Here is a 22,612-nt window from a genome sequence, read left to right on the forward strand (position 1 = left end):
TGGTGATTGTATGTTAGTTTTTATTTTTATCAATGTTCATGAACCGGACATCACTCAATATTCCCTGCCCCAAGAGCACACCCACAATAGTGATAACAACACCAATCATTTGTGGCAAGCTGGGTATATTTCCCATCATTAGCTGTATAATGAGTGAAAACATGGGAACAAAGTTAAAAAATACCGCCGTTTTTCCTGCTCCACGAATAGCAACCCCCATATTCCAAAAAAGATAGGCAACAGTAGAACCACCAATACCTATATAGAGACAGGCCAAATGGCTTTCAAATGTTCCGGAAGATAATGCAGTTATTGGCGATTCCACAAAAATCGCAATAAACACTAATATGATCGCACCAAAAAGCATCGTCCAGCTCGTAGTCGCCAATGGCGTCGCATCTTTGACAAATACCCGTGTTCCCACTGTGTAAATTGACCAACCAAGACTTCCCATAAAAATGATTATATCTCCGATTACTACATCGCCCAAAATCAATTTACCGTTGGTAATAACCAAAGCAACCCCCAACAAACTGATCGCCATACCAATAACTCGCATCAATCCAGGTAACCTACGATTTATAATAGCTTCCAGAATATTGGCAGAGATAGGCGTCGTTGCCACAATCAGAGCAGCCGTAACGGGGTTGGAACTTTGAAGACCAACAAAAAATGCCCCATTAAATCCCGCCACACCAATTGCTCCAAGAACAATAAAAGCCAACCAATTTTGTTTCAAAACATTACTGTGAATCCCCTCTTTCCATACAAAAAAAATAAAAATACAGATAACTGCATAAAAAAAACGCTCAACAGAAGCTGTCCACGGAGGCAAACTCGTAAGTGCAAATTTTGTTACCTGAAAATTTGATCCCCAAAAGAATGTTGCAATTAACGTCAGTACAATCGCTAACTGTGGAGTTGTTTTCATATTCATTACCCTATCTTAATTTATCTTAAACAAAGTGATCCTTGGCAAAATCATTGTGGCATCTTTTAAAATTGAAATATTTAGGCAAAATTGGTAATCAAATTTTCAGAAATGGAAAACAAATCATGCAATCACTTATTTGGGATGATATCCGAATATTCCTGGCAATCGAACGAGCAGGTACTATCAGTAAAGCAGCTGAGCTTCTTGGTATTGGTGTGGCAACGGTATCGAGAAAAATTGAACGTCTGGAAAATACCTTCGGAATGCCATTATTTTTGCGGCATCAAACAGGTTATCAACTAACAGAAGATGGCGCAGAACTATTGGAAAAAGCCAAAACCATGGAGATGGCAGCAAGTTCATTTCTGTTTGAAGCCGATCTACGGGCAACGATTGCAGGCAGTGTACGCCTTGCAACACTCGAAACATTATCCAATTATTTAATTATGCCAAACTTGCTGACCTTACAAAAAAATCACCCAAACCTGACATTAGAAATCACAACGGATAACTACCCGGTAAACCTTCACCGCCGCGATGCTGATTTAGCACTTCGTATCATCAGACCGGAGCAAGGCCATGTTAATGTCCGACAACTAGGAACGCTGGGGTTTGGCCTTTATGGAAGCGAAGCCTATTTAGCCACCTGCACTTCCGGTATATTTAGAGGTGAATACAACGACGCCCATTTTATTGGCTGGACAAGTGAATACTCGCAATTTCCTTCCGTTAACTGGCTTAAACAAGTCTTACAAGGGCGCTCTCTTTCAGTCGCAACAACTTCGATTTGTTCTCAAATTGCAGCAGCAACTGCGAACCTGGGATTAGCCGTGCTACCTCATATTGCAGCCAATAACGCAGGGCTTACTTGTATTTCGCCTGAGTTAGGCATAGATAAACCCATCTGGCTTGTTATTCAATCTGATTTAGCCCATTCCCCCAGGATACGGAAAGTAGCAGATTTTTTAGCAGATGTGGTTTTTCAAAATCAGGATAAACTGTCAGGACGGTCACACCAAACGGGCATACTATAATCATTCAGCATGACCAACTGTGGCACGCTTGGTTGGATAAGCGATAAATAAGAGTATCGTTATACAATGGTTGATCCGCTTCCAGGTCTGGCCTAGCCAAAAAATTTTTTTTCAACAAATCGCTCAACAAGCAGCTAGCCATGCTGGATATACTAATTTCAATCCGGACTCCTGCCTAATCAATTGCTATCGGCCAGGCTCCCGTTTAAGCTTAGATTAAGATGTTAAAGATGAATAAATATTTTCCATCCGATTATATCCGTCTCTATGAGATTACCTGTTAAAACAAGTTAACAAATATCCTGATAATAAATTAATTAATTGAAATAGAAGTAAAAACACCCAAATAAAAAACTCTAAAAATAAACCAAACAATTTAATATCTTTAATAAATTGAAAACACAGATAAAATCGGATAAAAATAATTTCCTATCCGATTTCACATACATATTATTTACAATATATTTGTTCACGTTATGATCTAGTTGTGATATTGTGACTTATAACATAACCTAATAGTCATAGCATTAGGTAAATTCGATATTAATATGAGAGGTATTATTGTCTCATTAAAGCAATTTCTTAAAAAAGAAATTTTTTAACAATCTATTGAAACATAATGCAGTAAGACTGCTACTTCTACTATCGGGGCAGCCAAGTAATTTCTCTAAAATTGGTATATGTTCTTAATTATCATTAATATGCCGCTATATTCATATATAGAAAAAACGGGAAAATGCTTACTCATTTTTAATCATGAGGTTATTATGTTAATCATTGATGAAAAAAACAAAAGCATAAGAAACATGTTTTCTAACTTGTTTCATCATCCTTCAGTCAATAAAAAGAAAGAAAATGGAGAGATCATTAACTTATTAATTGGATGGGATGAGCGACATAAGAATATTATTGAAAATATTTCAAGTGCCACGACAGAATTCCCTTTGCTGAAAATTTATTTACTGCCTCTCGATTCTACTCCTTCATCAATTTTAATTGAACAAATTGAAAAATGTGATGTTTTCATGTTTTTTTATCTTTCATCAACATTAAAACCTTTTACATCATCTGGGCCTCAGTTTTTATCTCCCATAAGGCAAGTCATGCAAGAAAATTGGCGAAAATCAATTATCTTTAAGGATTATGGTGAACATTTTTATGAAGCTTTCTCTGAGCAAATAGAAATAATAAGTAATAGAAACCAATCACTCATAAATCTTGCCATGGCAAGTAAACAAATTATCTTTGAACAAGGGAATGATTGCATTCTTACCGCAACGATTAGCAAAAACCAATCATGGACATCAATTGATGGTAAAGATAGTTATGATATCACTCCTGGTGAAATAGCAACAAAACTGCACAATCTAGAAGGATGTATCACTTTTAGTGGTACTTTTCTCAGCACTATCCCTTTTGCTATTAAATATGGTGTCGTAAAAGATTTTTTCAGAATAAAAGTAAAAAATAGCCAAATCATTGACTTTACATGCCGTGATCCTATTTTCTCCCAAGATTTTGACAAATATTTATCCGCAAATCCAAGCAATAGTGTGATTGAAGAATTTGGTATTGGGACAAATTATGGTGTTAAAAGGCTGTACGGTTTAAACGCTGGTTTTGAAGAACGACATCCTGGCCTGCATCTTGGATTAGGTGGCGGTGCAATGGGTAGCCACCATTTAGATCTTATTTTTCAAGGAGGAAACCTATTCTTTGATAAGAAGAAATTTTTTCATAAAAAATTATTTAATATTTAGATTAAAAATAACTTCATAAAATTCAATTTCATATATGGCAACCAATAAAAACAATATTATAATTACTTCAAAGTCTAAAAAACCAACTAAACAGTAAAATATTTATACATAATTAATAGAATCGTACCATTACACCAGATAAAAGCATTTTTTATTTTTTGCACAACATATTTATTTACAATCCATTTTTCTTCATTATCATATAGCATTGTTACCTGCAACATATCATAGATAAATTATTCGTCATATAGTCTAATCATCATAAACTTATTAAAGTTGAGGTTAATATGGAAGATATCACTATCGAATTAAGCGAATGGTTTGAAGAAGAAACTTTTGAAGAGGCTGTTGAAATTATGCAAGAAAAAGCCGTTGTTCCCGTTGGAACAGCCATGTGGCCTATTTAAAAGAATATATATTCTTCACATTAGTATATTAATGATTATATAAGACGGAGAAATTCTTCTCCGTCTTCATATTTCAAGTTTTCTGCAAAATTCCTTTTGCCAAGAGCCAGTTTATTATTTACTACTATAACCTCTAAAAGCATCATACAAATCGACTATTAATTAATGCCATCCCCATCACATCACAATATTGACCATTTCTAAACGACTGCATACGCCGTATGCCTTCAGCTTCAAAACCAAATTTTTTATACAAGGCAATCGCTTTTTCATTATCAGTAAAAACTTCCAGTTCAATTCTGATGCAGCCTAACCAATTGAATGCATAGTCAATGGTAAAAGCCATCAACTTTGAACCAACACCCTTACCAAAATAAGCCGCATCAACACCGATACCAAGCCCCACGACATGTCTAAGTCTCGGATTAGCATAGGTAAATAATGCTATTGTACCCACGACCTTGCCATTTACTTCGGCCACAAAATCAATATGCCCTTGTGTTTTCTTTAATTTTAAACGTTCACGCCACATTTCATGCGAAGGACATGGTCGTTGTAACGTATTGAAGTAAACATCAGGGTGGCTAAAAATTCGTTGATAATGCTCAGCATCCTCTGGCTCAGTTGCCCTTATTATAATTTCCATACACACCTCTTTTTAACTTGCCCTCTTTATAATTACCTGATAAAGAAACAAATGTAAATAGTGTGTTAAATATCTATTTAAAGTAATAATTCAGCTTTCCACTGAAATTATTTCATACCCATTTATTTTTTTGGAGTTCATATGGTTCAGGAAAATGTAGCTATTTTTGAATTACTCAAAAGCCTTGAAGTGAGTCTTCACGGTAAAAAAAGAAATAATGCCGATTGGCTGAATATGATATTACACGATGACTTTCTAGAAATTAGTAAATCAGGTTATGTTTATACTAAAAAAGAGGTGCTCGATGCATTAACTACGGAAATAAAAACTACTTTTCAACTTTTCTCAAAAGATTTTTCTATGAGTTGTCTTGATGAAAATATTATATTATTAACTTATCAGTCTTACGAATTGGATCGAACTGGCACCCTATTCAATCAAGCATTTCGTTCATCAATTTGGCAATTATCTTCAACCGGTAAATGGCAGCTTAGATTTCATCAAGGTACGATCATACCTGTTTAAGATAAAAAATGGCCCAATATTTGGGCCATCAGAATTAATCAGCAGGATCCTTTTACTTAATGAGTAAGGCGGGTTTTACGCTTTTTCACAATCTGAAACCCGATCATTAGAATAATAAACCAAATTGGTGTGGCCACTAACGCTTGGCGAGTATCTGGCTGCAAGGAAAGCAATACCAAAACAAAAGCAAAGAAAACCAAGCATACCCAAGACATTACAATACCAAATGGCATTTTATACACCGAAGCCTGGTGTAGTTCTGGGCGACGCTTTCTATAAACCAGGTAGGAACATAAGATCATGCTCCAAATAAACATAAACAGGATCGCAGAAACGGTTGTCACTAGAGTAAAAACTCTCATCACATCGGGGATAAAATAGATCAAAATGACCCCCAAAGAGAGGCACAGACAAGTAAAAATCAACCCTGATGCAGGAACCGAACGACGGGAAAGAAGGCTAAACTGCTTTGGTGCATCTCCTTCTTTCGCCAGCCCGAATAACATCCTGCTAGTAGAGAAAACCCCACTATTTGCCGAAGATGCCGCAGAAGTCAAAACCACAAAGTTAACAACGCTGGCGGCGGCTGGCAATCCGATCAAGATAAACAATTCCACGAAAGGACTTTTATCCGCACTGACGGCTCGCCACGGTGTGACTGACATAATGACAATCAGAGCTAACACATAAAACGTGATAATGCGGATTGGAATAGCATTAATCGCTTTTGGTAAAGATTTCATCGGATTTTTAGTTTCCGCTGCGGCAGTTCCCACCAACTCAATACCAACAAAAGCAAATATCGCGATCTGGAACCCGGCAAAAAAACCACTTAACCCCATGGGGAACATACCACCATCATTCCAGACATTAGAAAGTGCTGCAACATGTCCTGCTGGTGATTTAAAGTTGATGCCAATCAAAATGCCTCCTGTCACAATCAAGGCAATAATGGCAATAATTTTGATCATGGCAAACCAAAACTCCAGTTCACCAAACAGCTTAACTGTCGCGAGATTCAGAGTTAACAATATCAGAACACACAAAAGCGAAGTTCCCCATTCTGGAAAGCCGGATACCCAATACCCAACATAAGCAGTGATGGCAACAATATCTGCTATACCAGTAATTACCCAGCAGAACCAATAAGTCCAGCCTACAAAAAAACCGGCCCATGACCCTAGTAAATCCGCGGAGAAATCGCTAAACGACTTATAGTGCAAATTAGAAAGCAATAACTCTCCCATTGCCCGCATAACAAAAAACAGCATAAAGCCTATGATCATATAAACAAAAATGATCGATGGCCCCGCAAGAGAGATGGTTTTGCCTGATCCCATAAACAGGCCAGTACCGATGGCACCACCAATTGCGATTAGCTGTATATGTCGGTTGGTGAGACTTCGCTGCAAGTGCGAGCTTCCAGTTTCAGTAGTGTGAGTGGGTTGTATTTTTTCTTCCATAGTTGTATCCAATTTATTCTCACAGCATGGCCTTAATACCCTCAAGCTGTGTTTAATAGAACATTTTGACATAGACAACCGCGCTATTAACAGAAGGATTTCACATGAAAAACAGAGTGATTACAATTCGACCAATTAGTTAAGGGTTTTCTGTGCGTATTTTATTCAATTAGTAAAAAAATGGATATAGGCCATTGACGCCCAGTTGACGTTGGAGAATAATTAATCGTGTTGGGTCGTTAGCTCAGTCGGTAGAGCCGTTGACTCTTAATCAATTGGTCGGGAGTTCGAGCCTCCCACGACCCACCAAATTTTAATAATTAAATCATAGTATTAAGCCACTTTTCGCAAGTGGCTTTTTTGCATTTTATAACCAGTGGCGACAAAGTGGCGATAGGGATTTTTGGGCTATATTTTCCCATGCTCTTTTAGTTTTCGTACCATGTACGATTTTATATTGGCATTCGTACAAGGTACGAATAAACTATTTTCCATAAACGGCAAGGATGTGTTTTTAAGGAATACCTACTTTTTATCGAAACCCCTGTATTTAGTAGAGATCGAGCTGATTTATTAACCGATGATGAATTCAGAAAACTACAGGAGCACTTACTAAAGAATCATGAACAAGGTAGTACCATTAGCGCTACTGGAGGATGTAAGAAAATTCGCTGGCAGCGAGAAGGAATGGGAAAAAGTGGCGGAGTAAGAATCATCTACTACACCATCACGAAAACAGGAAGGCTTTATCTTCTTTTGATTTACCCTAAGAATAAAAAAGATGATTTAACCCCAAAAGAGAAAGAAGTACTTAAAGCCATCAGTAACAAATTGCAATAATCAACGCCGCGTAGATACGCGGCAATGTTCATACAACGGAGAAACTATGGACAAAAAACTTTTTGATGATCTGGTTGAAAGCATGAATCAGATGGTAGCGATTGAAAAAGGAAAGCTTTCCGTTCCTGTTGAAAATATTCATCGCCACCGTCTGCCTGATGTAAAAAACCTACGCGAAACCTTTGGGTTAAAACAAAGTGAATTTGCCGAAGCTGTTGGCGTTTCTGCTTCCCTAATTCAAAGTTGGGAGCAACACCGCCGTATTCCTTCTGGTTCATCACTTAAGCTGCTTAAGATGCTTGAGCGTAATCCTGCGCTGATTAGTGAATTAAGCGCACTTTAATTTTCTTCCTTGCCCTGATGTAAGGAGAGAAAGTAATTTCAGTTCCGCATATCTTGCAAGGCCGCATTCCATCTGATTTCTATGATGATATGCGGCTTTATTTTGTGATCCATTCATCCCACGTAAAATAGAATTTTTCCTTTAATATCATCATATTGATATTTGCCCCGCGATCCGTTTGCGATCCAAAAGCTGGAATTGCCTGAAAATCTTTTCACGTCTTTCAGTTCGGGATTTTTCCCACGCCGCCAGTACTGGCGCGCTCTGGCGATTCGGTTTGCAGGATTTTAAAACTGAAAAAACTTTTTGATCCAAAACGTGCAGGCAGGTGAAACATGCTCGCCTGATTTGGTGTTATAGCTAAATCATACTAATATGACATAATATCTAAACCTAAGATGACAAGGCAGAAAATGAGATGGGCTACAGCTTAGATTTTCGAAAGCGAGTACTGGCATACAAAGACCAGGGCAAACGGGTCTAAATTGACCAATTAATTTTTTAAGATACTTTTGCCCATTCAATGTGTCATTAATAACGCATTGTGGTTTATCATCTATATTTCCGTCCACATCACCCTGAACCCCCACGATGAAAACCACCTCTATCAGTCACGCCTTCGGGCATCTCAGCGATCCGCGTGTCAACCGGACTCAGCGTCACTCGCTTATCGATATTCTCACTATCTCAATTTGTGCCATCATCTGCGGCTATGAAAATTTCAATGATATTGAAGAATATGGCAAGACCAAAGAAGACTGGTTCAGGCAATTTCTGGCGTTACCGAACGGAATACCCAGTCATGATACCTTCAATGATGTTCTCAACCGACTCAATCCACACGAGTTTAGCCATGCCTTTACCGCGTGGGTGAAAAGTCTGGCTAACCTGTCCGAAGAGATTATTGCGGTAGACGGTAAACGATGCGAGGCACGCTGGATAAAGCCAGGGGTGTCCCGGCTATCCATCTGGTGAGTGCTTGGTCCGTCGCCAATCAGCTGTGTTTTGGTCAAGTGAAAGTGTCGGACAAATCCAATGAGATCACTGCGATCCCCAAACTGCTGGCTTTACTGGATATTGAAGAAGCAACAATCATGATTGATGCGATGGGTTGTCAGTCTCAGATAGCGGAGCAAATTGTGACAGGTCAGGCTGATTATATCTTGGCGTTAAAAGGCAACCAAGGCGAATTTTATGAGGATATCAAGCTGTTTTTAGATACTCATCTGGCCACTCACTTTACCGGGATAGCACATGACCGAAACCGATGTGTCGACGGGGATCATGGGCGTATAGAACAGCGGCAAGTATGGCTGGTCAGTGATGTTAACGGGCTGAAAGAACGGCATCCGCAATGGAAAACGTTGGGCGGAGTTGCCGTGGTTGAATCTCATCGGGAAATCAAAGGGAAAGCGGAGACGTATGAACGACGTTACTACATCACCAGCCATCAGGCTAAGACCGCCCAATTTATCGCGTATGCAATACGCAGTCATTGGCACATTGAATCGAAATTACACTGGCAGTTGGATGTGAGTTTCCATGAAGACAAAAACCGCCTGAGAAGTGGTTACGGTGCAGAAAATATAGCCTTAATGAATAAAATCGCGTTAAACCTGCTAAAAAACGAGAAAACGGTTAAAGTCAGTATTAAAACCAAGCGACATAAAGCAGGTTGGGATAATAGCTATATGCTGAAAGTCCTTACGATGGGTTTTCCATCAGTATAATTTAGACCCGTTTGCCCTAGGCTGCGTCCCTTAATTAGATAACCGCCTGTAAAAGAGTCGAATACAGCCTAATTTCACCATGGACAAATAGTTTCGGGCGGTTTTTTCGTAACGGGTTGCAATACGCCGATTTCCTTTCAGAAAACCGAAACAGCGTTCGACAACATTGCGGTCACGATACGCCTGTTCATCAAATTGCGTACGACCATCAGCACGGCCTTTTTCATTGATTTTATACGGAATAACGCTCTTGATCCTCAATTTACGCAGATAACCGCGGAGTTTTCCGCCCGAATAGCCTTTATCTGCCAGCACGGCTTTTCCGCGCCGTTTCATGAAACCATTTTTGCGCTGTATGCCAATGCCGTCGAGCAAAGGGATGGCGGATCGACTTTCATGGGCTTGCCCCGCCGTCAAAAGTAGGTTGAGGGGAAAACCCCGTCTGTCGGTTGCCAGGTGGATTTTGGTGCCATAACCACCGCGTGAGCGACCCAGCGCATGATCGTCAGCGATATCGGGATGTTTTTTTTCGCCCCTGCGGCATCTTTACTGGCGCGAATATTACTGCCATCCAGACAAATTTCAGCCCAGTCAATCAAGCCTTTTTCATCCAGAATGGACAGTAACCGGTTAAATATTTTGTTGATAATGCCTGATTTTGACCAGCGATTAAATCGGTTATAAACCGTTTTCCAGGGACCATAGCGTTCCGGTAAATCACGCCACGGTGCCCCGGAGCACAAGACCCAGAACATCCCATTCATCACACGGCGGTGTTCAACATGTGGACGTCCTGCTCGCTCTGAATGGACCGGGGGCAAACAAGGTTCTATCACTATCCATGCGTCATCAGGAATGTCGTAGCGTGCCATCATCTTTTTCCCATATTGAAAACAGTTTAGATGAGAATACTATCAATTTACATTAAGGGACACAGCCTAGACTGGGAACATATCAATCTGACAGGCGATTATATCTGGCGAAGCAAACGTACGTCCGCTTCCGGTAAGTTCCCAAGCCTAAGAGTGTGAAAAGTTTTTAATTTTGATACAAACATAAATAAATAATCCAACACCCACCGACTCAAGTCGGTGGGTGAGTGATTAACGGACTGAAAGCCCCGATACACATCGGCTGAACGATGCGTCAATTGTCCATCCTAAAGTTATCATCCGAGTTCGATTCAAAATGATGCGCCAGATAAGCCTTTATCATCTCTTCCGTTAACTGACCTAACTTACCGTAGCACAACTTCTCCTGTCAGCACTTTGTACCTGTATTTCGTTACCCACACAAAATAATATTCAATCCTAAATACCGTGTGGCTGCCATATCTGTAATCCATATTGCACCTCTCGTGCAACACAGTATCACAGCTAAAGCTGACTGACTAAAATCGGTTTTAACCTTTCATATGGAAAAAATAAATAAATAAATATTTATACACTTTTAAATAAAAGTAAAATTATGAAATCTGCTTTAATCATTAGCATCTTAAATATTTCGGTAATTATATGTGCCGTGGTGGTGGCAAGGCTCGTAGCAAAGTTAGCATTTGTTGAATATCAACATCTGTTTTCTACATAATAATACAACTAAATGAATTAGTAAGCATCAGGCCCTACCATCAAAGAACTAATATAATTATTGGTGTCACATTGAATCATAACTTTTTGTCCGCTAGATGCAGCATAAATTGCCGTTGCAAGCATGGCGTTCCCTGCAGGGGTATCAACTTGATAAGCCCCCCAATACCAAGCCTGGGCACCTTCTTTATTTTTAATGGTATAAGTTGTCCAGTTTTTATTACCACCATATCCTACAGATAGAGAAATAAGATAACCCGCATTGAGAGTGCAGTCTTTTGCAGGATTCGTCTTAATTATTGAGCCAACTATATTTAATTTAGGTTGTGTATTATTTGTAGTATCTTTAGGTGTAGCAGCCGCTACATTGCTAATTATACTCAAAAATAAAGCAAGTATAGAAAATGTTTTCATCTTATTTAACCTCTTTTTTAACGTACTTATTCATATGTAGTATATTCAATTTTCCAACTGATTGTTTTAACTTTGTCCCAACAACTCCACCACTGGACTAGATTATAGGCATTGCTCGTTTTTACAGTAAAAGAATAAACTGAACCTGAATTAACATGAAATGAACTAGGGCCTATGTCATTATAACAACTAGAAGTAATATATGAAATGTTTGCTGTTCCACTTCCTTTATTTTCAACCATCATATTATCGGTTGATTCTACGATGGTCGAATGGTGAGTTACGTTAGCTTTTTCTGTGTTTTGAGTGCGATCAAGAGTTTCTTTTTTATAGTTTGTTTTATCATCAAATATTATCACTTGAAATTTATTGGATGATGAATAGTCTCCAACAGAAGGGGAGCATGCACTTTCACTTCCATCACAAATTAACCTAAGCTTAATCTGACAACCACCCTGACGAGTAAAGGTACTATACCATGAACTGAAAGCCCAAGTCTTTGTTGTGGTTAGCTCTACTCCGCATGTTTTAGTTTTAGGCTTGGGCTTGGGCTTAGGCTTAGGCTCAGAGTGAGTTAGCAATATATTGGTAATGGGAATTAAACTTTTTGCCAGGGGGTAAACAACAAAAAAATCAATGCATTGTGAATCCCCCAAACTTTTCTTTGTATGCGATAATGGAGGAGAATGTCCACGCCCACAATTTATCTTTTCCCCGTGATTATATGAAGCTGAATAACGGTTGTTGACTGGATCATTTTCATTAAATGCGGCATAGCTTTGTACCGCTGAAACAGACAGTGTAAAACTTAGAAAAAATATCGTCTGTAATCGTTTCAAAAAAAATTTCATACATTTAATTTCCTTTGATTTTTTTAAATATAATGTTTGTGGCGGTTTACCTTGGGATTATAAACATTCATCTTCCGCCGCCATTATTTCTCAGCGCAAACTTTGCTAAACTCATGATATGCATCCCTACATTACCAAGCGTCTGGTCCAACCCATAAAGATTTTATGTTATAATTATTTCCATCACTTCCTACAGTGCATTGAGCAGAGACTTTTTCTCCACTGGCAGCGGTATACATTGCTACAGTATTGATCACTTTACCTGCATCTGTGTTTGCATCATATTGCGTCCAATACTCTTCACGATTTTTCCTGTTTTTATCCATGACTGCAATATTTATCCAATTTTTGGTATTACCAGTCGTACTTCTGCCTACATACCAAATACCAACCGAGCTAACATAGCCCAAATAGTTAACCTGATCGGTACAACTTTTTTTACCATTTGAAAAATCGATTAGTTCATATTTAAGTCGAGCAGATTCTTTTTTTGTAATAGAATTCAATTGGGTTTTGTCAGTTTCTGCATGAGCGATATTTACAATACTAAAAGCCAATAAGCTAATAGCTAGTTTTAAAATATTTTTTTCATGTTGACCTTTTATTTAATAATTAATTTTCATGATATGATATTTAATCCGAATTCTGGATAAGAAATTGACGAGAAGTCTGTTCCGGAAGCAAAACTTTGGTGAACGCCGAAAACCGCTCCGGGAGGAACAGGCTATGAATAACTTAGTTGAAATTTTCTGCGATGTCGACAATTTTTGTCGTTTTTTCATCCCCACTGGACGCAGTTTTGTCTTGATAACGGATACCGTCTACGCCACCGACGAAATCGCATGTGTTCCAGTGAAATCATGACCATTTTGATCCTCTTTCATCTGTCATATTACCGTGATTTTAAACATTTTTATCTGGTGCATATTTGGAAATATCACCACAACGATTTTTCCACCTTGCTCAGTTATACCCGTTTTATTAGTATCTCCCCTTCCGTTTTTTAACAGGTTCTCTTTACGGCAATAAAGGCTATCTCAGCCAGGAACTCACGGGCGATTTAGCAAAAAGCGAGATCACGCTTATCACTAAAAAACACCGCAATATAAAAGCCCGCCGATTTGCTGAGTAGCATAATATGATGTTATCAAAACGATTTATCATCGAAACGATCAAGCCGTCATTGAAAAATTTTATCCATTGCTCACAACACATCATATAACTGGCTTTCACTCAAACTGTTATAGTCAATATATAAAAAATTGTCACTATTATACCCCATTTCCCTGTGTTCTACTTGTCTGCACCTTCTAACTTCGTTTACCCATATACCCAAAGATTGCAATAAGAGGTCACTATGTTAGGGTTAACTGCCCTTGAACTCGCAAGGATACAATTCGCCTTTACTGTTTCTTTTCACATTATCTTTCCTGCCATTACCATAGGCTTGGCAAGCTTTCTGGCGGTATTGGAAGGCTTATGGCTTAAAACACGTAATACGGACTACAAAACGTTATATCATTTCTGGTCAAAAATTTTTGCGGTTAATTTCGGTATGGGAGTTGTTTCTGGCTTGGTGATGGCTTATCAGTTCGGCACCAACTGGAGTTTCTTTTCTGATTTTGCCGGTACCATTACAGGCCCGTTGTTGGTATATGAGGTGCTGACCGCATTTTTTCTTGAGGCTGGATTCCTTGGTGTCATGCTGTTTGGCTGGCATCGGGTCGGAGAAAAGCTACATTTTTTCTCAACTTGTATGGTGGCACTCGGCACAATTATTTCTACATTCTGGATATTGGCCTCTAATAGCTGGATGCAAACACCACAAGGCCATGAAATTATAGATAATCTAGTTGTTCCTGTTGATTGGTTCGCGGTGATTTTCAATCCATCTTTCCCCTATCGCCTGCTGCATATGGGGACCGCGGCATTCCTGGCCTCAGCATTTTTCATTGCTGCTTCTGCTGCCTGGCATTTGCTGAAAGGCAATGATTCATCCGCCATGCGGAAAATGTTGTCAATGGCGATGTGGATGATCCTGATTATTGCCCCATTACAAGCCGTGATTGGCGATATGCACGGATTGAATACGTTAAAACATCAACCGGCTAAAATCGCTGCGATGGAAGGTCATTGGGAAAATCATCCTGGTGAAGCCACCCCACTGATTCTATTTGGCATTCCCAATCAGGAAGCAGAAGAGACACGTTATGCAGTCAAAATCCCCTATCTTGCCAGCCTGATTCTGACACACAGTCTGGATAAACAAGTTCCGGCACTGAAAGAATTTGCCCCGGAAGATCGCCCAAATGCTTTTATGGTGTTTTGGTCATTTCGCATCATGGTGGGATTGGGGATTTTGATGATTTTTGCCGGCGCCTGGGGACTATGGTTGCGTTATAAAAAACGCCTGTATGAAAACCCGCTCTTCCTCCGCTTTATGCTTTTGATGGCACCTTCCGGCCTTATTGCAATTCTGGCAGGCTGGTTCACAACAGAAATTGGCCGCCAACCGTGGGTCGTCTACGGCTTAATGCGCACCAAAGATGCGGTATCTGCACACGGTGAAATCCACATGAGCATCAGCCTACTTATTTTCTTTGTCGTCTATGCCGCCGTCTTCGGTGTTGGTTACGCCTATATGATGAAACTTATCCGTAAAGGTCTTCCACCAGTCCCAAATAAGGAGTCAGTAAATGGGCATTGATCTTCCTCTCATTTGGTTCCTGATCATCATATTTAGCACCATGATGTATATCGTGATGGATGGTTTTGATCTTGGAATCGGCATCTTATATCCAGCGATTAAAGAGCAATCCGATCGTGATCTGATGATGAATTCTGTTGCTCCTGTCTGGGATGGTAATGAAACTTGGTTAGTGCTGGGAGGCGCTGGGTTATTTGGCGCGTTCCCACTGGCTTATGCGGTAGTTTTAGATGCATTGGCAATCCCATTGACCATTATGTTATTGGGCCTGATATTTCGTGGTGTTGCTTTTGAATTTCGTTTCAAGGCCACACCAAAGCACCAACACTTCTGGGATAAGGCATTTATGGCCGGTTCGATTCTCGCCACCTTTATGCAAGGTATCGTTGTTGGGACAGTTATTGCAGGTTTTCCTGTCGAAAATCGTGTTTATATCGGCAGCCATTTTGATTGGCTGGCTCCTTTTCCTCTATTTTGTGGGATTGGACTTGTCATCGCTTATGCCTTATTGGGGTGTGGTTGGCTAGTGATGAAAACAGAAGGCCACTTGCAACAACAGATGTATCGTGTTCTGCATCCCTTGACATTGCTGATGCTAGCAATTATTGCCATTATCAGTATTTGGACACCACTTGCCCACTCAACGATTGCCGAACGCTGGTTCAGCTTACCGAATCTATTTTTCTTCATGCCCGTACCATTATTGGTATTATGGTCAAGCTGGCTGCTATTGAAATCTAACCAGAACTCAAGCCATTACACCCCGTTTTTGGCAGCACTGTTGTTAATTTTCATGGGCTTTACTGGATTAGGGATCAGCATTTGGCCGAACATTATCCCGCCCTCTATTAGCTATGAAGAGGCGGCCTCCCCTCCTCAATCATTGGGTTTTATGCTGGTTGGTGCTCTGTTCATTATCCCGATAATTTTGACTTATACCTTTTGGAGTTATTATGTCTTCCGAGGAAAAATCACCCATGAACAAGGCTACCATTAAAACAGCATCACAACGCCCTTCACTCTGGAAGCGCTTGGGTTGGATGGTGGCAATTTGGTTTTGCAGTGTAATGGCCTTATACGCTGTATCCACGTTATTTCGTACTCTAATGACAATGGCGGGAATGAAGATCAAGTGATAACTAACTTTTCTAATTACTGAGACGATATCTTATATCCCCCAGCCACAAAGTTAACTGGGGGATTTATTCCTATACTACGTGTCTATGCAATTTAAAATCTATTATCTGTAAGCTATCAATGCTTTCTGGCATAATTTAGAACGAATACAATCTTGTTGGGAGAAATGGATCACACTGATAGCTTCGTCATCGGAAAACCGCTCCAATGCATCTACCAACCCTGATGTAATTTTTATCGGCAAATCACACTGGCTAACATCACCATTTACAATCACTGTTACATTTTCTCCCAACCGCGTTAAAAACATTTTCATTTGATTAACGGTAACATTTTGCGCTTCGTCAAGGATCACAAATGCATTCTCAAATGTTCTTCCTCGCATATAGGCAAAAGGAGCAATTTCTACTTTGCCAATTTCAGGACGCAAGCAATATTGCAAAAATGAAGCTCCCATGCGTTTTAATAACACGTCATAAACCGGACGGAAATAAGGTGCAAATTTCTCCGCCATATCTCCCGGCAGAAAACCAAGATCTTCTTCTGCCTGTAATACCGGACGCGTCACAATAATTTTATCAACCTCTTTATTGATTAAGGCATCGGCCGCCATCACGGCACTAACGTAGGTTTTTCCGCAACCCGCTTCACCATTAGCAATAATCAATTGCTTGTTATTGATCGCCCGCATATAGCGATACTGTGCTTCGCTGCGCGGCATAATTTCTGAAATATCCCTGCTTTCACGCGCCATTCCGATAGCTTCCACACCTCCAAGCTGTACCAGTGAAGTGACATTATCGTTATCCCGATAACGTGAGTCCCTTTTTAACATTCTTCTAACTTCACGACGAGATTTAATCACTGCTTTCTGTCTACCCATAGTCGCACACCTTATCGTTAGCCTCACTTTGCGGTGTCTTAACATCGATGTTATTTATAGATAGGAGCTCCCTTTTAAGCTCATCAAAGGCCCATAAAAAAACCGACGCTAAGATCGTCACTTTTTATCAGTGACATGATCTTACGCGCCGGCTCCTAACCGAGAATGCAGTTTTAGCATCTGTCATTAGCATTCCTCGCCTCTTTCCGTTTTCTTTGGTGTAATCTAACGGACTATGATGTCAGTATAATGACAGTTTTTTATTTATGACAAGCTCAAAGGTTAAATTTTACTGAAACATTGTTTAATTTTTATTAGCAATGCATTAACAACTACTTTTTACAATTACCAGCCAAGTGATATCCCGCTTTTTTGGCTTCGGCTTCTGAGCGAAAGTAAATTGCGTTTTTATCTGCCACCGTTTTATAGCTAGCACAGTGTGCAAAATGATAAATCTGGCTATTTTTATTCCCCTTAATTATCTCATCTTGCGCCGTTTTTGATGTCATCCTTTGGGTTGATATCTGGCTATTCCCTGCATACAAATTACTTTGCTTTGGCGCACGGCTCTGTACCTCTCCCCCTTTTTGCGCCATCAATCCTTGCTGCGATATTAAACCTTGACCTGAATTTTTATGTCCCAATTCCCACTTTTTGCTGCCAGTCACAAATGGGTTATGGTGCCCCATAATCTTGGCGATTCGGTTATCTCTTTCACGCTCCCAGGCATCCACTGGATACTGGCGATCCCATGCCATCATCAATTGTTGCTGCTGGCGTGACATAGTCAGATTATAGCGGTCATGTATATAGAAATAGACTCTGGCAACCATACCTTTTACTCTATCGCGTGGTTCAAACAAATGTGATTTAAAATCCACCTTACTGCTACATGAACCATACATATTAGGTGTGTTTCTGGCGAGCATTCCGTAACCAAAATTACTGCGATCACCGTTAACTTCACCGATCGATGGAGCCAGGTTATGCATGTCTGATTCGATCATGCGAAATACAGGATCGGTTTCAACGCAGTTTTTCCGCCCACCATTCCGCCAACATTGACGCTGATGCCCGAATACCCAAGCTGGCACCATATGTTCCCATTCAATACGTGCAGCCCTTGTTTGCTGTGATCTAACGTGATAACCGCAAGAAGCCAGATCAACACGCCCACCACTTTTGCCAACCCATTGCCAATCACATCCACAATATAGTGTGCCTATGCCTGATTTTGTTTGTCCGTTATAAACATTTTTTCTTGATTCAACTTTAGCTTGTTCGAAGCTGGTCGGTGCACTCCATGCATGAAAAGAGAGGGTTAATCCAAAAACCAAAAGATAACGTGCCAACTGGCCTATTTTACTATTCAAAATAATACCTATTTACTTATTGTGCATAACATCCATCTATTATCCTGCCTGATCCCCCTCTAAAATGACAAATATTATTCGTCGATTTCTCTTTAACGATTAGGAAAACGTCAATACATTATTTGATGTAATTGATAATAATATAATTTAATCCACCGATTAACATATTTTATTGGCATATTAAGCGGAAAAACATTAATCTTATTAAACTATTGAACTCTGTTTATTTGGGTAATATTAAGACACTCCTAAAATATTTAATTGAATTTAGTAGGATAAATGGCCATTAGCACTAAAACTGAACAACTTGAGCAAGAATTACTGGAAGTTGTAAAAAAATATTCAGGGAATGAAGAGGTGACCGTTATTACCACTAACAGTTCAGAAAACAATTTACAGATTCAGATTATTATCGCCGGTAAGAATCAGTTAGATATTACACTGAATTCGTTTTCTGATTAACCGAAATTTTCTCTGTAGTTTTCCATAACCCAAATAAACCGTGCTATGTTCGAGCACGGTTTTTATAGATAAAAATCAACTTTATCCGGATGCAGTCAGTTATCTCACAACTAAAACAGAGATATTAGCATATCCTACAATGCCCGACGCATTTGAACCCAGCAAGTGAGTTGAGATATCTGGCCGACGAGATCCGACAATAATCAAATCTGCATTAATCTCACGCGCTGTAGACAACACCTTATCCCGTGGAGAGCCGAAGGCAACAGAGAATGATACCCTATCTTTAGGTAAATCCATTCGTTCTACGACTTTTTTCAGTTCCTCTTCAGAATTCGCTATTGCTTTTTTGGCAAAAGCACTCAATAAATCATAGTGGTAACTATAATTCACGGAAAATCGGGAAATATCTGGCACAGAGTGAAAAAGATGAACCTTTGCATTAGATATTTTTGCTAAATATTCAGCATGCTTGATTGCATTATCAGTTAATATATCTTCCGCAATATCAATTGGAACTAAGATCGTGTTATACATACATACTCCCCTGTAATCGGATATAACCGCTAGCTATTGAGCATCAGTTAAAAGCAGTAAAATCAACAAATTATCATTCTTACCACCAATAATTATCGCACTACTAATACAGATGTTTTTGCATATCTGACAACTCCAGCAGAGTTGGAACCCAACAAATGCGTCGTGATATTAGGTCGTCTTGAACCGATAACAATCAAATCAGCGCCAATTTCATCTGCTGTAGCAGTAATTTCGTCTCTTGGTGAACCAAATGCAATCGAATAAGAGAGCTGACGATTTGGTAATTCAATGGAATCAACCAACTTTTTCAAGTCCCGTTCTGCCTTGATAGTCGCCTTGTCCTTAATTTCCATATAGCCTAATGCATAAGCATTAATAATCGCCGATGAAATGGGTAATACATGTAAAAAATGTAATTTGGCCCCTGTTTCCCTGGCAATTTTAAGAGCGCAGTCAACAGCCTTGTTGGTTAGATCTTCTTCTGAAATATCTACTGGTACTAAAATAGTTTTGTACATATGCACGCTCCTACTTATCGAAATACCAAGTTATCCTGATTTCTTTTAGTATATTGAAATGCGGAAAACTTACTGTGAGTTATCTAACACCTAAAACAAGTTAGCTCCTATTCAGATTCATGGATAGAGATTAGCCTGACAAACTCATAATTGTCTATTACATCAAATGATAATTTATTTCACAAACCTTATTGATTAAGATAATAAGCAGAAAATGTTACTACTTCTGCTCAAAAATCGTCTTATTAATCCAGAACTAATCACTCCACCTTAGAACCGGTGGAGTGAAATTAAATTGAATACTATTACAAAATAGTGGCGTTTAAAAAAGCGATTATCGATAAGCTGTCATGACATATTTTTAATTTTTTTAAGAATGGGTATTTATCGTGAATACTGGCTGTAAGACGAGCAGAATAACGCGGGAGAGACAGATTAAGAGCACAATAAGATACAGATGTGATTATTTCATTTTGTGGTTGGGAGTGCTGTATATAAGGGCCGGTATTGAGTCCTGTTTGAACATCTCGGTACAATGTATTAGGTATATAAGCCCCCCTTTCAACATAATCTTCTTCCCCCTCATCATACACATACTCCTGCACTCCATAAACTTGTTCGAGACTAATACCGCCAAGTGCCACATATTCTGCCTGATGCCCAAAAGTATCAATCAGACGCTGATAACATTCATACCATCTATCGCCATTTGACCATACCCCAACCACATAACCATACCCACATTCCTTCATGTCGCCGGTTCTGAAAACCAGTGGCTTATGAACAATATTGTCAGGTTTTAAAGAATGTGTTGCCTTTGTTATTTTCGTATCGTTTGCGCAAGCCGAACAACCCTAAGCCACCATTATCGGTATGAGTAATATATATTTTTTCATAATCTTATTTCTCCACAAAGAAAGATAACAATCTGCCAGGTAAAGCCTTACCATCTGAACCCAGTATGAAATCATTTCCTTTGTTATTTAAATACTACGCGCAGAAGCGTGAATATTAGGGCAAGATCACAAATTACGAATGTTTTTTGATCAAAAAAAGGTGCTGTAATGACAGCACCAAAATAGTGACACCGAAAAATCGCAGTTAAGCTTTTTTATCTAACGGAAAAGGGACAGGATGTTTCGTATTGTAATTAAAGGTATACATTGCCGTTATGACCATCATAACAACGAGCGTCCATACCACTTCTTTTGCTCCAGTTCCAAAAACTGCCCAGATACAATAGATAAAGGCGATAAACGTAATAATGATATATCGCGTTTTCTCTTGCCCAAGATGACCATGACCAATTAACAGCAAAGCTGCACAGGTATATAAGTAAGGTATCAAGGTAAAAATCACAGAGACGGAAGAGACCAAGCCAAATTCTTTCGCTGCATTTGGCGAAATACTACTGAGTTGGAAAATCGTCATTAGAACCCCCAGGATCAACAAACCCGCAACCGGAGTTCCTGCTTTGTTCACTTTGGCAAAGATTGAAGGAAACAGTCCATCATCTGCGGCAGCTTTGGCTGTTTGCCCTGCAAGCAATGTCCAGCCGCCCAATGATCCCAAACAGCCTGCCGCGGCACAAAAGGCAACGACTGCTCCAGCGGTATCTCCCAATGCCAATCGGGCAGCATCACCAAAAGGTGAAGATGAGATTTTCAACGCCGCGTTGGGGATCATACCCATAATTACACTGCTGGACAGAACATAACAGACGGCCGCAATCAGCACACCGCCAATAGTCGCAATAGGCACATTACGCTTAGGATTTTTAACCACACCAGCCGCAACAGAAGCGCTTTCAACGCCAATAAAAGACCATAATGTTACGTTTAAAATACTCTGAATCGCGCCAAAGGTATTCAATCCACTGACGTTCCACGCATCCATATAGGTCTTACCGTTGAACCAGAACCAACCCAATACAGCGGTTGCTACAATCGGAATCAATGCTAAGGTTGTCGCTACCGCTTGCACTCTGGTAATAACATGTGGCCCGATAATGTTCAAAATGACAAATATCCACAGTATGACTGTACAAGTGATGGTTAAAATAATGGGATCTTTCAGGATAGGGAAAAAATAACTCAGGTAACCAACGCCAATCACAACCATTGCGATATTACCGATCCAACACGCCAGCCAATATAAAATGTTAGTCTGATAGCCTAAAAAAGGGCCAAAGGCTCGTCGTGCATAGGCATAAGAACCGCCTGGACTGTCATCCAGTGAGGAGATTTTCGCATAGACAATCGATAACCCCACGGCACCAATGATAGTTACCAGCCATCCAAGGATCGCAATACCTCCTGTTGAGGCCAGACTGGCAGGCAGGAGAAAAACGCCCGATCCCATGATGTTACCCGCAACCATCAGAGTAACGGGGATCAATCCGACTTTTTTTGCCTCTGAAACATTTGCCTTTGAAACAATAGCCATAATTTATCTTCCCG

22 protein-coding genes, 1 tRNA gene and 3 pseudogenes are annotated in these 22,612 nt (G+C 39.7%); 12 read left to right on the plus strand and 14 right to left on the minus strand.

Annotated elements, in window-relative coordinates; translation table 11 throughout:
- Positions 1-13: 13 nt before the first annotated feature.
- A complete protein-coding gene (locus BDE27_RS08265; protein WP_244208729.1) occupies positions 14-937 on the minus strand; it encodes a DMT family transporter in 924 nt (307 codons plus the stop codon).
- A 119-nt stretch (positions 938-1,056) separates the two neighbouring features.
- Here BDE27_RS08265 and BDE27_RS08270 point away from each other — a divergent pair, with 119 nt between their 5' ends.
- Positions 1,057-1,968 carry a LysR family transcriptional regulator gene (locus BDE27_RS08270; RefSeq protein WP_099133609.1) on the plus strand — a complete coding sequence of 304 codons (912 nt, stop codon included), beginning with the start codon at positions 1,057-1,059 and terminating at the stop codon, positions 1,966-1,968.
- Between the two features lie 767 nt (positions 1,969-2,735).
- Complete coding sequence (locus BDE27_RS08275) at positions 2,736-3,728, plus strand: CgnE/CgnB domain-containing protein (RefSeq protein WP_099133562.1); 993 nt, start codon at positions 2,736-2,738, stop codon at positions 3,726-3,728.
- Positions 3,729-4,277: 549 nt separating this feature from the next.
- Here BDE27_RS08275 and BDE27_RS08280 read toward each other — a convergent pair.
- Positions 4,278-4,781: a GNAT family N-acetyltransferase gene (locus BDE27_RS08280; RefSeq protein ID WP_099133564.1), complete on the minus strand. Its 504-nt coding sequence runs from the start codon at positions 4,779-4,781 to the stop codon at positions 4,278-4,280.
- 141 nt (positions 4,782-4,922) lie between these two features.
- Here BDE27_RS08280 and BDE27_RS08285 point away from each other — a divergent pair, with 141 nt between their 5' ends.
- Entirely contained in the window at positions 4,923-5,306 is a 384-nt protein-coding gene (locus BDE27_RS08285; RefSeq protein ID WP_099133566.1) for a nuclear transport factor 2 family protein, read from the plus strand.
- Positions 5,307-5,362: 56 nt separating this feature from the next.
- Here BDE27_RS08285 and cycA read toward each other — a convergent pair whose 3' ends face one another.
- The gene (cycA, locus tag BDE27_RS08290) at positions 5,363-6,769 is read right to left on the minus strand and encodes a D-serine/D-alanine/glycine transporter (RefSeq protein ID WP_099133568.1); all 1,407 of its coding nucleotides are present in this window, start codon (positions 6,767-6,769) and stop codon (positions 5,363-5,365) included.
- Between the two features lie 233 nt (positions 6,770-7,002).
- Here cycA and BDE27_RS08295 point away from each other — a divergent pair.
- The 4 genes and pseudogenes from BDE27_RS08295 (at position 7,003) to BDE27_RS08310 (ending at position 9,682) form a co-directional block, all read left to right on the plus strand.
- Positions 7,003-7,078: transfer RNA gene (locus tag BDE27_RS08295), tRNA-Lys, on the plus strand.
- A 177-nt stretch (positions 7,079-7,255) separates the two neighbouring features.
- Positions 7,256-7,609 carry a type II toxin-antitoxin system RelE/ParE family toxin gene (locus BDE27_RS08300; RefSeq protein ID WP_187652033.1) on the plus strand — a complete coding sequence of 118 codons (354 nt, stop codon included), beginning with the start codon at positions 7,256-7,258 and terminating at the stop codon, positions 7,607-7,609.
- Positions 7,610-7,655: 46 nt separating this feature from the next.
- Positions 7,656-7,952 (plus strand): NadS family protein, encoded by a 297-nt coding sequence (gene nadS / locus BDE27_RS08305; RefSeq protein ID WP_099133572.1) that lies wholly within the window; start codon positions 7,656-7,658, stop codon positions 7,950-7,952.
- A gap of 591 nt (positions 7,953-8,543) precedes the next feature.
- Positions 8,544-9,682: pseudogene (locus BDE27_RS08310) on the plus strand (ISAs1 family transposase).
- Positions 9,683-9,712: 30 nt separating this feature from the next.
- Here BDE27_RS08310 and BDE27_RS08315 read toward each other — a convergent pair.
- The 5 genes and pseudogenes from BDE27_RS08315 to BDE27_RS08335 all read right to left on the minus strand — a co-directional run bounded on the left by BDE27_RS08315 (position 9,713) and on the right by BDE27_RS08335 (position 13,090).
- Positions 9,713-10,554, minus strand: a protein-coding gene (locus BDE27_RS08315; RefSeq protein WP_099133611.1) for an IS5 family transposase whose coding sequence is annotated in 2 segments (ribosomal slippage) — positions 9,713-10,212 and positions 10,212-10,554 — 843 coding nt in all. Because the reading frame shifts where the segments join, the coding sequence is not laid out codon by codon here.
- A 368-nt stretch (positions 10,555-10,922) separates the two neighbouring features.
- A pseudogene (locus tag BDE27_RS20390) lies at positions 10,923-11,027 on the minus strand (IS200/IS605 family transposase); the annotation flags it as partial.
- Between the two features lie 259 nt (positions 11,028-11,286).
- Positions 11,287-11,682 (minus strand): hypothetical protein, encoded by a 396-nt coding sequence (locus BDE27_RS08325; RefSeq protein WP_099133574.1) that lies wholly within the window; start codon positions 11,680-11,682, stop codon positions 11,287-11,289.
- 26 nt (positions 11,683-11,708) lie between these two features.
- Positions 11,709-12,533: a hypothetical protein gene (locus BDE27_RS08330; protein ID WP_099133576.1), complete on the minus strand. Its 825-nt coding sequence runs from the start codon at positions 12,531-12,533 to the stop codon at positions 11,709-11,711.
- Positions 12,534-12,664: 131 nt separating this feature from the next.
- Positions 12,665-13,090, minus strand: coding sequence for a hypothetical protein (locus BDE27_RS08335; RefSeq protein ID WP_099133578.1), 426 nt, complete (start codon positions 13,088-13,090; stop codon positions 12,665-12,667).
- Positions 13,091-13,259: 169 nt separating this feature from the next.
- On the opposite strand from BDE27_RS08335, the pseudogene BDE27_RS08340 reads away from it, so the two are divergent.
- The 4 genes and pseudogenes from BDE27_RS08340 to BDE27_RS08355 form a co-directional block, all read left to right on the plus strand.
- A pseudogene (locus BDE27_RS08340) lies at positions 13,260-13,746 on the plus strand (transposase); the annotation flags it as partial.
- A 144-nt stretch (positions 13,747-13,890) separates the two neighbouring features.
- Positions 13,891-15,240, plus strand: coding sequence for a cytochrome ubiquinol oxidase subunit I (locus tag BDE27_RS08345; RefSeq protein ID WP_099133580.1), 1,350 nt, complete (start codon positions 13,891-13,893; stop codon positions 15,238-15,240).
- Positions 15,230-16,237, plus strand: coding sequence for a cytochrome d ubiquinol oxidase subunit II (gene cydB, locus BDE27_RS08350; RefSeq protein WP_099133582.1), 1,008 nt, complete (start codon positions 15,230-15,232; stop codon positions 16,235-16,237). The genes BDE27_RS08345 and cydB overlap by 11 nt, the downstream gene beginning before the upstream one ends.
- Complete coding sequence (locus BDE27_RS08355; RefSeq protein WP_167450564.1) at positions 16,218-16,376, plus strand: DUF2474 domain-containing protein; 159 nt, start codon at positions 16,218-16,220, stop codon at positions 16,374-16,376. The genes cydB and BDE27_RS08355 overlap by 20 nt, the downstream gene beginning before the upstream one ends.
- Positions 16,377-16,480: 104 nt before the next feature.
- Here BDE27_RS08355 and phoH read toward each other — a convergent pair whose 3' ends face one another.
- Positions 16,481-17,260 carry a phosphate starvation-inducible protein PhoH gene (phoH, locus tag BDE27_RS08360; protein WP_099133585.1) on the minus strand — a complete coding sequence of 260 codons (780 nt, stop codon included), beginning with the start codon at positions 17,258-17,260 and terminating at the stop codon, positions 16,481-16,483.
- A gap of 332 nt (positions 17,261-17,592) precedes the next feature.
- A complete protein-coding gene (locus BDE27_RS08365) occupies positions 17,593-18,633 on the minus strand; it encodes an endonuclease (protein ID WP_099133587.1) in 1,041 nt (346 codons plus the stop codon).
- Positions 18,634-18,912: 279 nt separating this feature from the next.
- Here BDE27_RS08365 and BDE27_RS08370 point away from each other — a divergent pair, with 279 nt between their 5' ends.
- Positions 18,913-19,095, plus strand: a complete 183-nt coding sequence (locus BDE27_RS08370; protein WP_099133588.1) for a hypothetical protein — start codon at positions 18,913-18,915, stop codon at positions 19,093-19,095.
- 99 nt (positions 19,096-19,194) lie between these two features.
- Here BDE27_RS08370 and BDE27_RS08375 read toward each other — a convergent pair whose 3' ends face one another.
- The 4 genes from BDE27_RS08375 to adiC form a co-directional block, all read right to left on the minus strand.
- Positions 19,195-19,632: a universal stress protein gene (locus BDE27_RS08375; protein ID WP_099133590.1), complete on the minus strand. Its 438-nt coding sequence runs from the start codon at positions 19,630-19,632 to the stop codon at positions 19,195-19,197.
- Positions 19,633-19,724: 92 nt separating this feature from the next.
- Positions 19,725-20,153, minus strand: a complete 429-nt coding sequence (locus BDE27_RS08380; protein ID WP_099133592.1) for a universal stress protein — start codon at positions 20,151-20,153, stop codon at positions 19,725-19,727.
- A gap of 305 nt (positions 20,154-20,458) precedes the next feature.
- Positions 20,459-20,905: a hypothetical protein gene (locus BDE27_RS08385; RefSeq protein WP_099133593.1), complete on the minus strand. Its 447-nt coding sequence runs from the start codon at positions 20,903-20,905 to the stop codon at positions 20,459-20,461.
- A 349-nt stretch (positions 20,906-21,254) separates the two neighbouring features.
- Complete coding sequence (gene adiC, locus BDE27_RS08390) at positions 21,255-22,598, minus strand: arginine/agmatine antiporter (protein WP_099133595.1); 1,344 nt, start codon at positions 22,596-22,598, stop codon at positions 21,255-21,257.
- Between the last annotated feature and the right edge of the window lie 14 nt (positions 22,599-22,612).

The sequence above is a fragment of the Xenorhabdus ehlersii genome (genome assembly GCF_003610465.1).
In the GTDB taxonomy this organism is placed as follows: Bacteria; Pseudomonadota; Gammaproteobacteria; order Enterobacterales; family Enterobacteriaceae; genus Xenorhabdus; species Xenorhabdus ehlersii.

What these genes read in the sequence shown, in the direction of transcription:
- BDE27_RS08345 (WP_099133580.1), top strand. Translation starts at nt 13,891, where the DNA reads ATGTTAGGGTTAACTGCCCTTGAACTCGCAAGGATACAATTCGCCTTT.
- cydB (WP_099133582.1), top strand. Translation starts at nt 15,230, where the DNA reads ATGGGCATTGATCTTCCTCTCATTTGGTTCCTGATCATCATATTTAGC.
- phoH (WP_099133585.1), bottom strand. Translation starts at nt 17,260, where the DNA reads ATGGGTAGACAGAAAGCAGTGATTAAATCTCGTCGTGAAGTTAGAAGA.
- BDE27_RS08380 (WP_099133592.1), bottom strand. Translation starts at nt 20,153, where the DNA reads ATGTACAAAACTATTTTAGTACCAGTAGATATTTCAGAAGAAGATCTA.
- BDE27_RS08375 (WP_099133590.1), bottom strand. Translation starts at nt 19,632, where the DNA reads ATGTATAACACGATCTTAGTTCCAATTGATATTGCGGAAGATATATTA.
- BDE27_RS08285 (WP_099133566.1), top strand. Translation starts at nt 4,923, where the DNA reads ATGGTTCAGGAAAATGTAGCTATTTTTGAATTACTCAAAAGCCTTGAA.
- BDE27_RS08265 (WP_244208729.1), bottom strand. Translation starts at nt 937, where the DNA reads ATGAATATGAAAACAACTCCACAGTTAGCGATTGTACTGACGTTAATT.
- BDE27_RS08370 (WP_099133588.1), top strand. Translation starts at nt 18,913, where the DNA reads ATGGCCATTAGCACTAAAACTGAACAACTTGAGCAAGAATTACTGGAA.
- BDE27_RS08355 (WP_167450564.1), top strand. Translation starts at nt 16,218, where the DNA reads ATGAACAAGGCTACCATTAAAACAGCATCACAACGCCCTTCACTCTGG.
- BDE27_RS08270 (WP_099133609.1), top strand. Translation starts at nt 1,057, where the DNA reads ATGCAATCACTTATTTGGGATGATATCCGAATATTCCTGGCAATCGAA.
- BDE27_RS08325 (WP_099133574.1), bottom strand. Translation starts at nt 11,682, where the DNA reads ATGAAAACATTTTCTATACTTGCTTTATTTTTGAGTATAATTAGCAAT.
- cycA (WP_099133568.1), bottom strand. Translation starts at nt 6,769, where the DNA reads ATGGAAGAAAAAATACAACCCACTCACACTACTGAAACTGGAAGCTCG.
- adiC (WP_099133595.1), bottom strand. Translation starts at nt 22,598, where the DNA reads ATGGCTATTGTTTCAAAGGCAAATGTTTCAGAGGCAAAAAAAGTCGGA.
- BDE27_RS08280 (WP_099133564.1), bottom strand. Translation starts at nt 4,781, where the DNA reads ATGGAAATTATAATAAGGGCAACTGAGCCAGAGGATGCTGAGCATTAT.
- BDE27_RS08385 (WP_099133593.1), bottom strand. Translation starts at nt 20,905, where the DNA reads ATGAAGGAATGTGGGTATGGTTATGTGGTTGGGGTATGGTCAAATGGC.
- BDE27_RS08330 (WP_099133576.1), bottom strand. Translation starts at nt 12,533, where the DNA reads ATGAAATTTTTTTTGAAACGATTACAGACGATATTTTTTCTAAGTTTT.
- nadS (WP_099133572.1), top strand. Translation starts at nt 7,656, where the DNA reads ATGGACAAAAAACTTTTTGATGATCTGGTTGAAAGCATGAATCAGATG.
- BDE27_RS08275 (WP_099133562.1), top strand. Translation starts at nt 2,736, where the DNA reads ATGTTAATCATTGATGAAAAAAACAAAAGCATAAGAAACATGTTTTCT.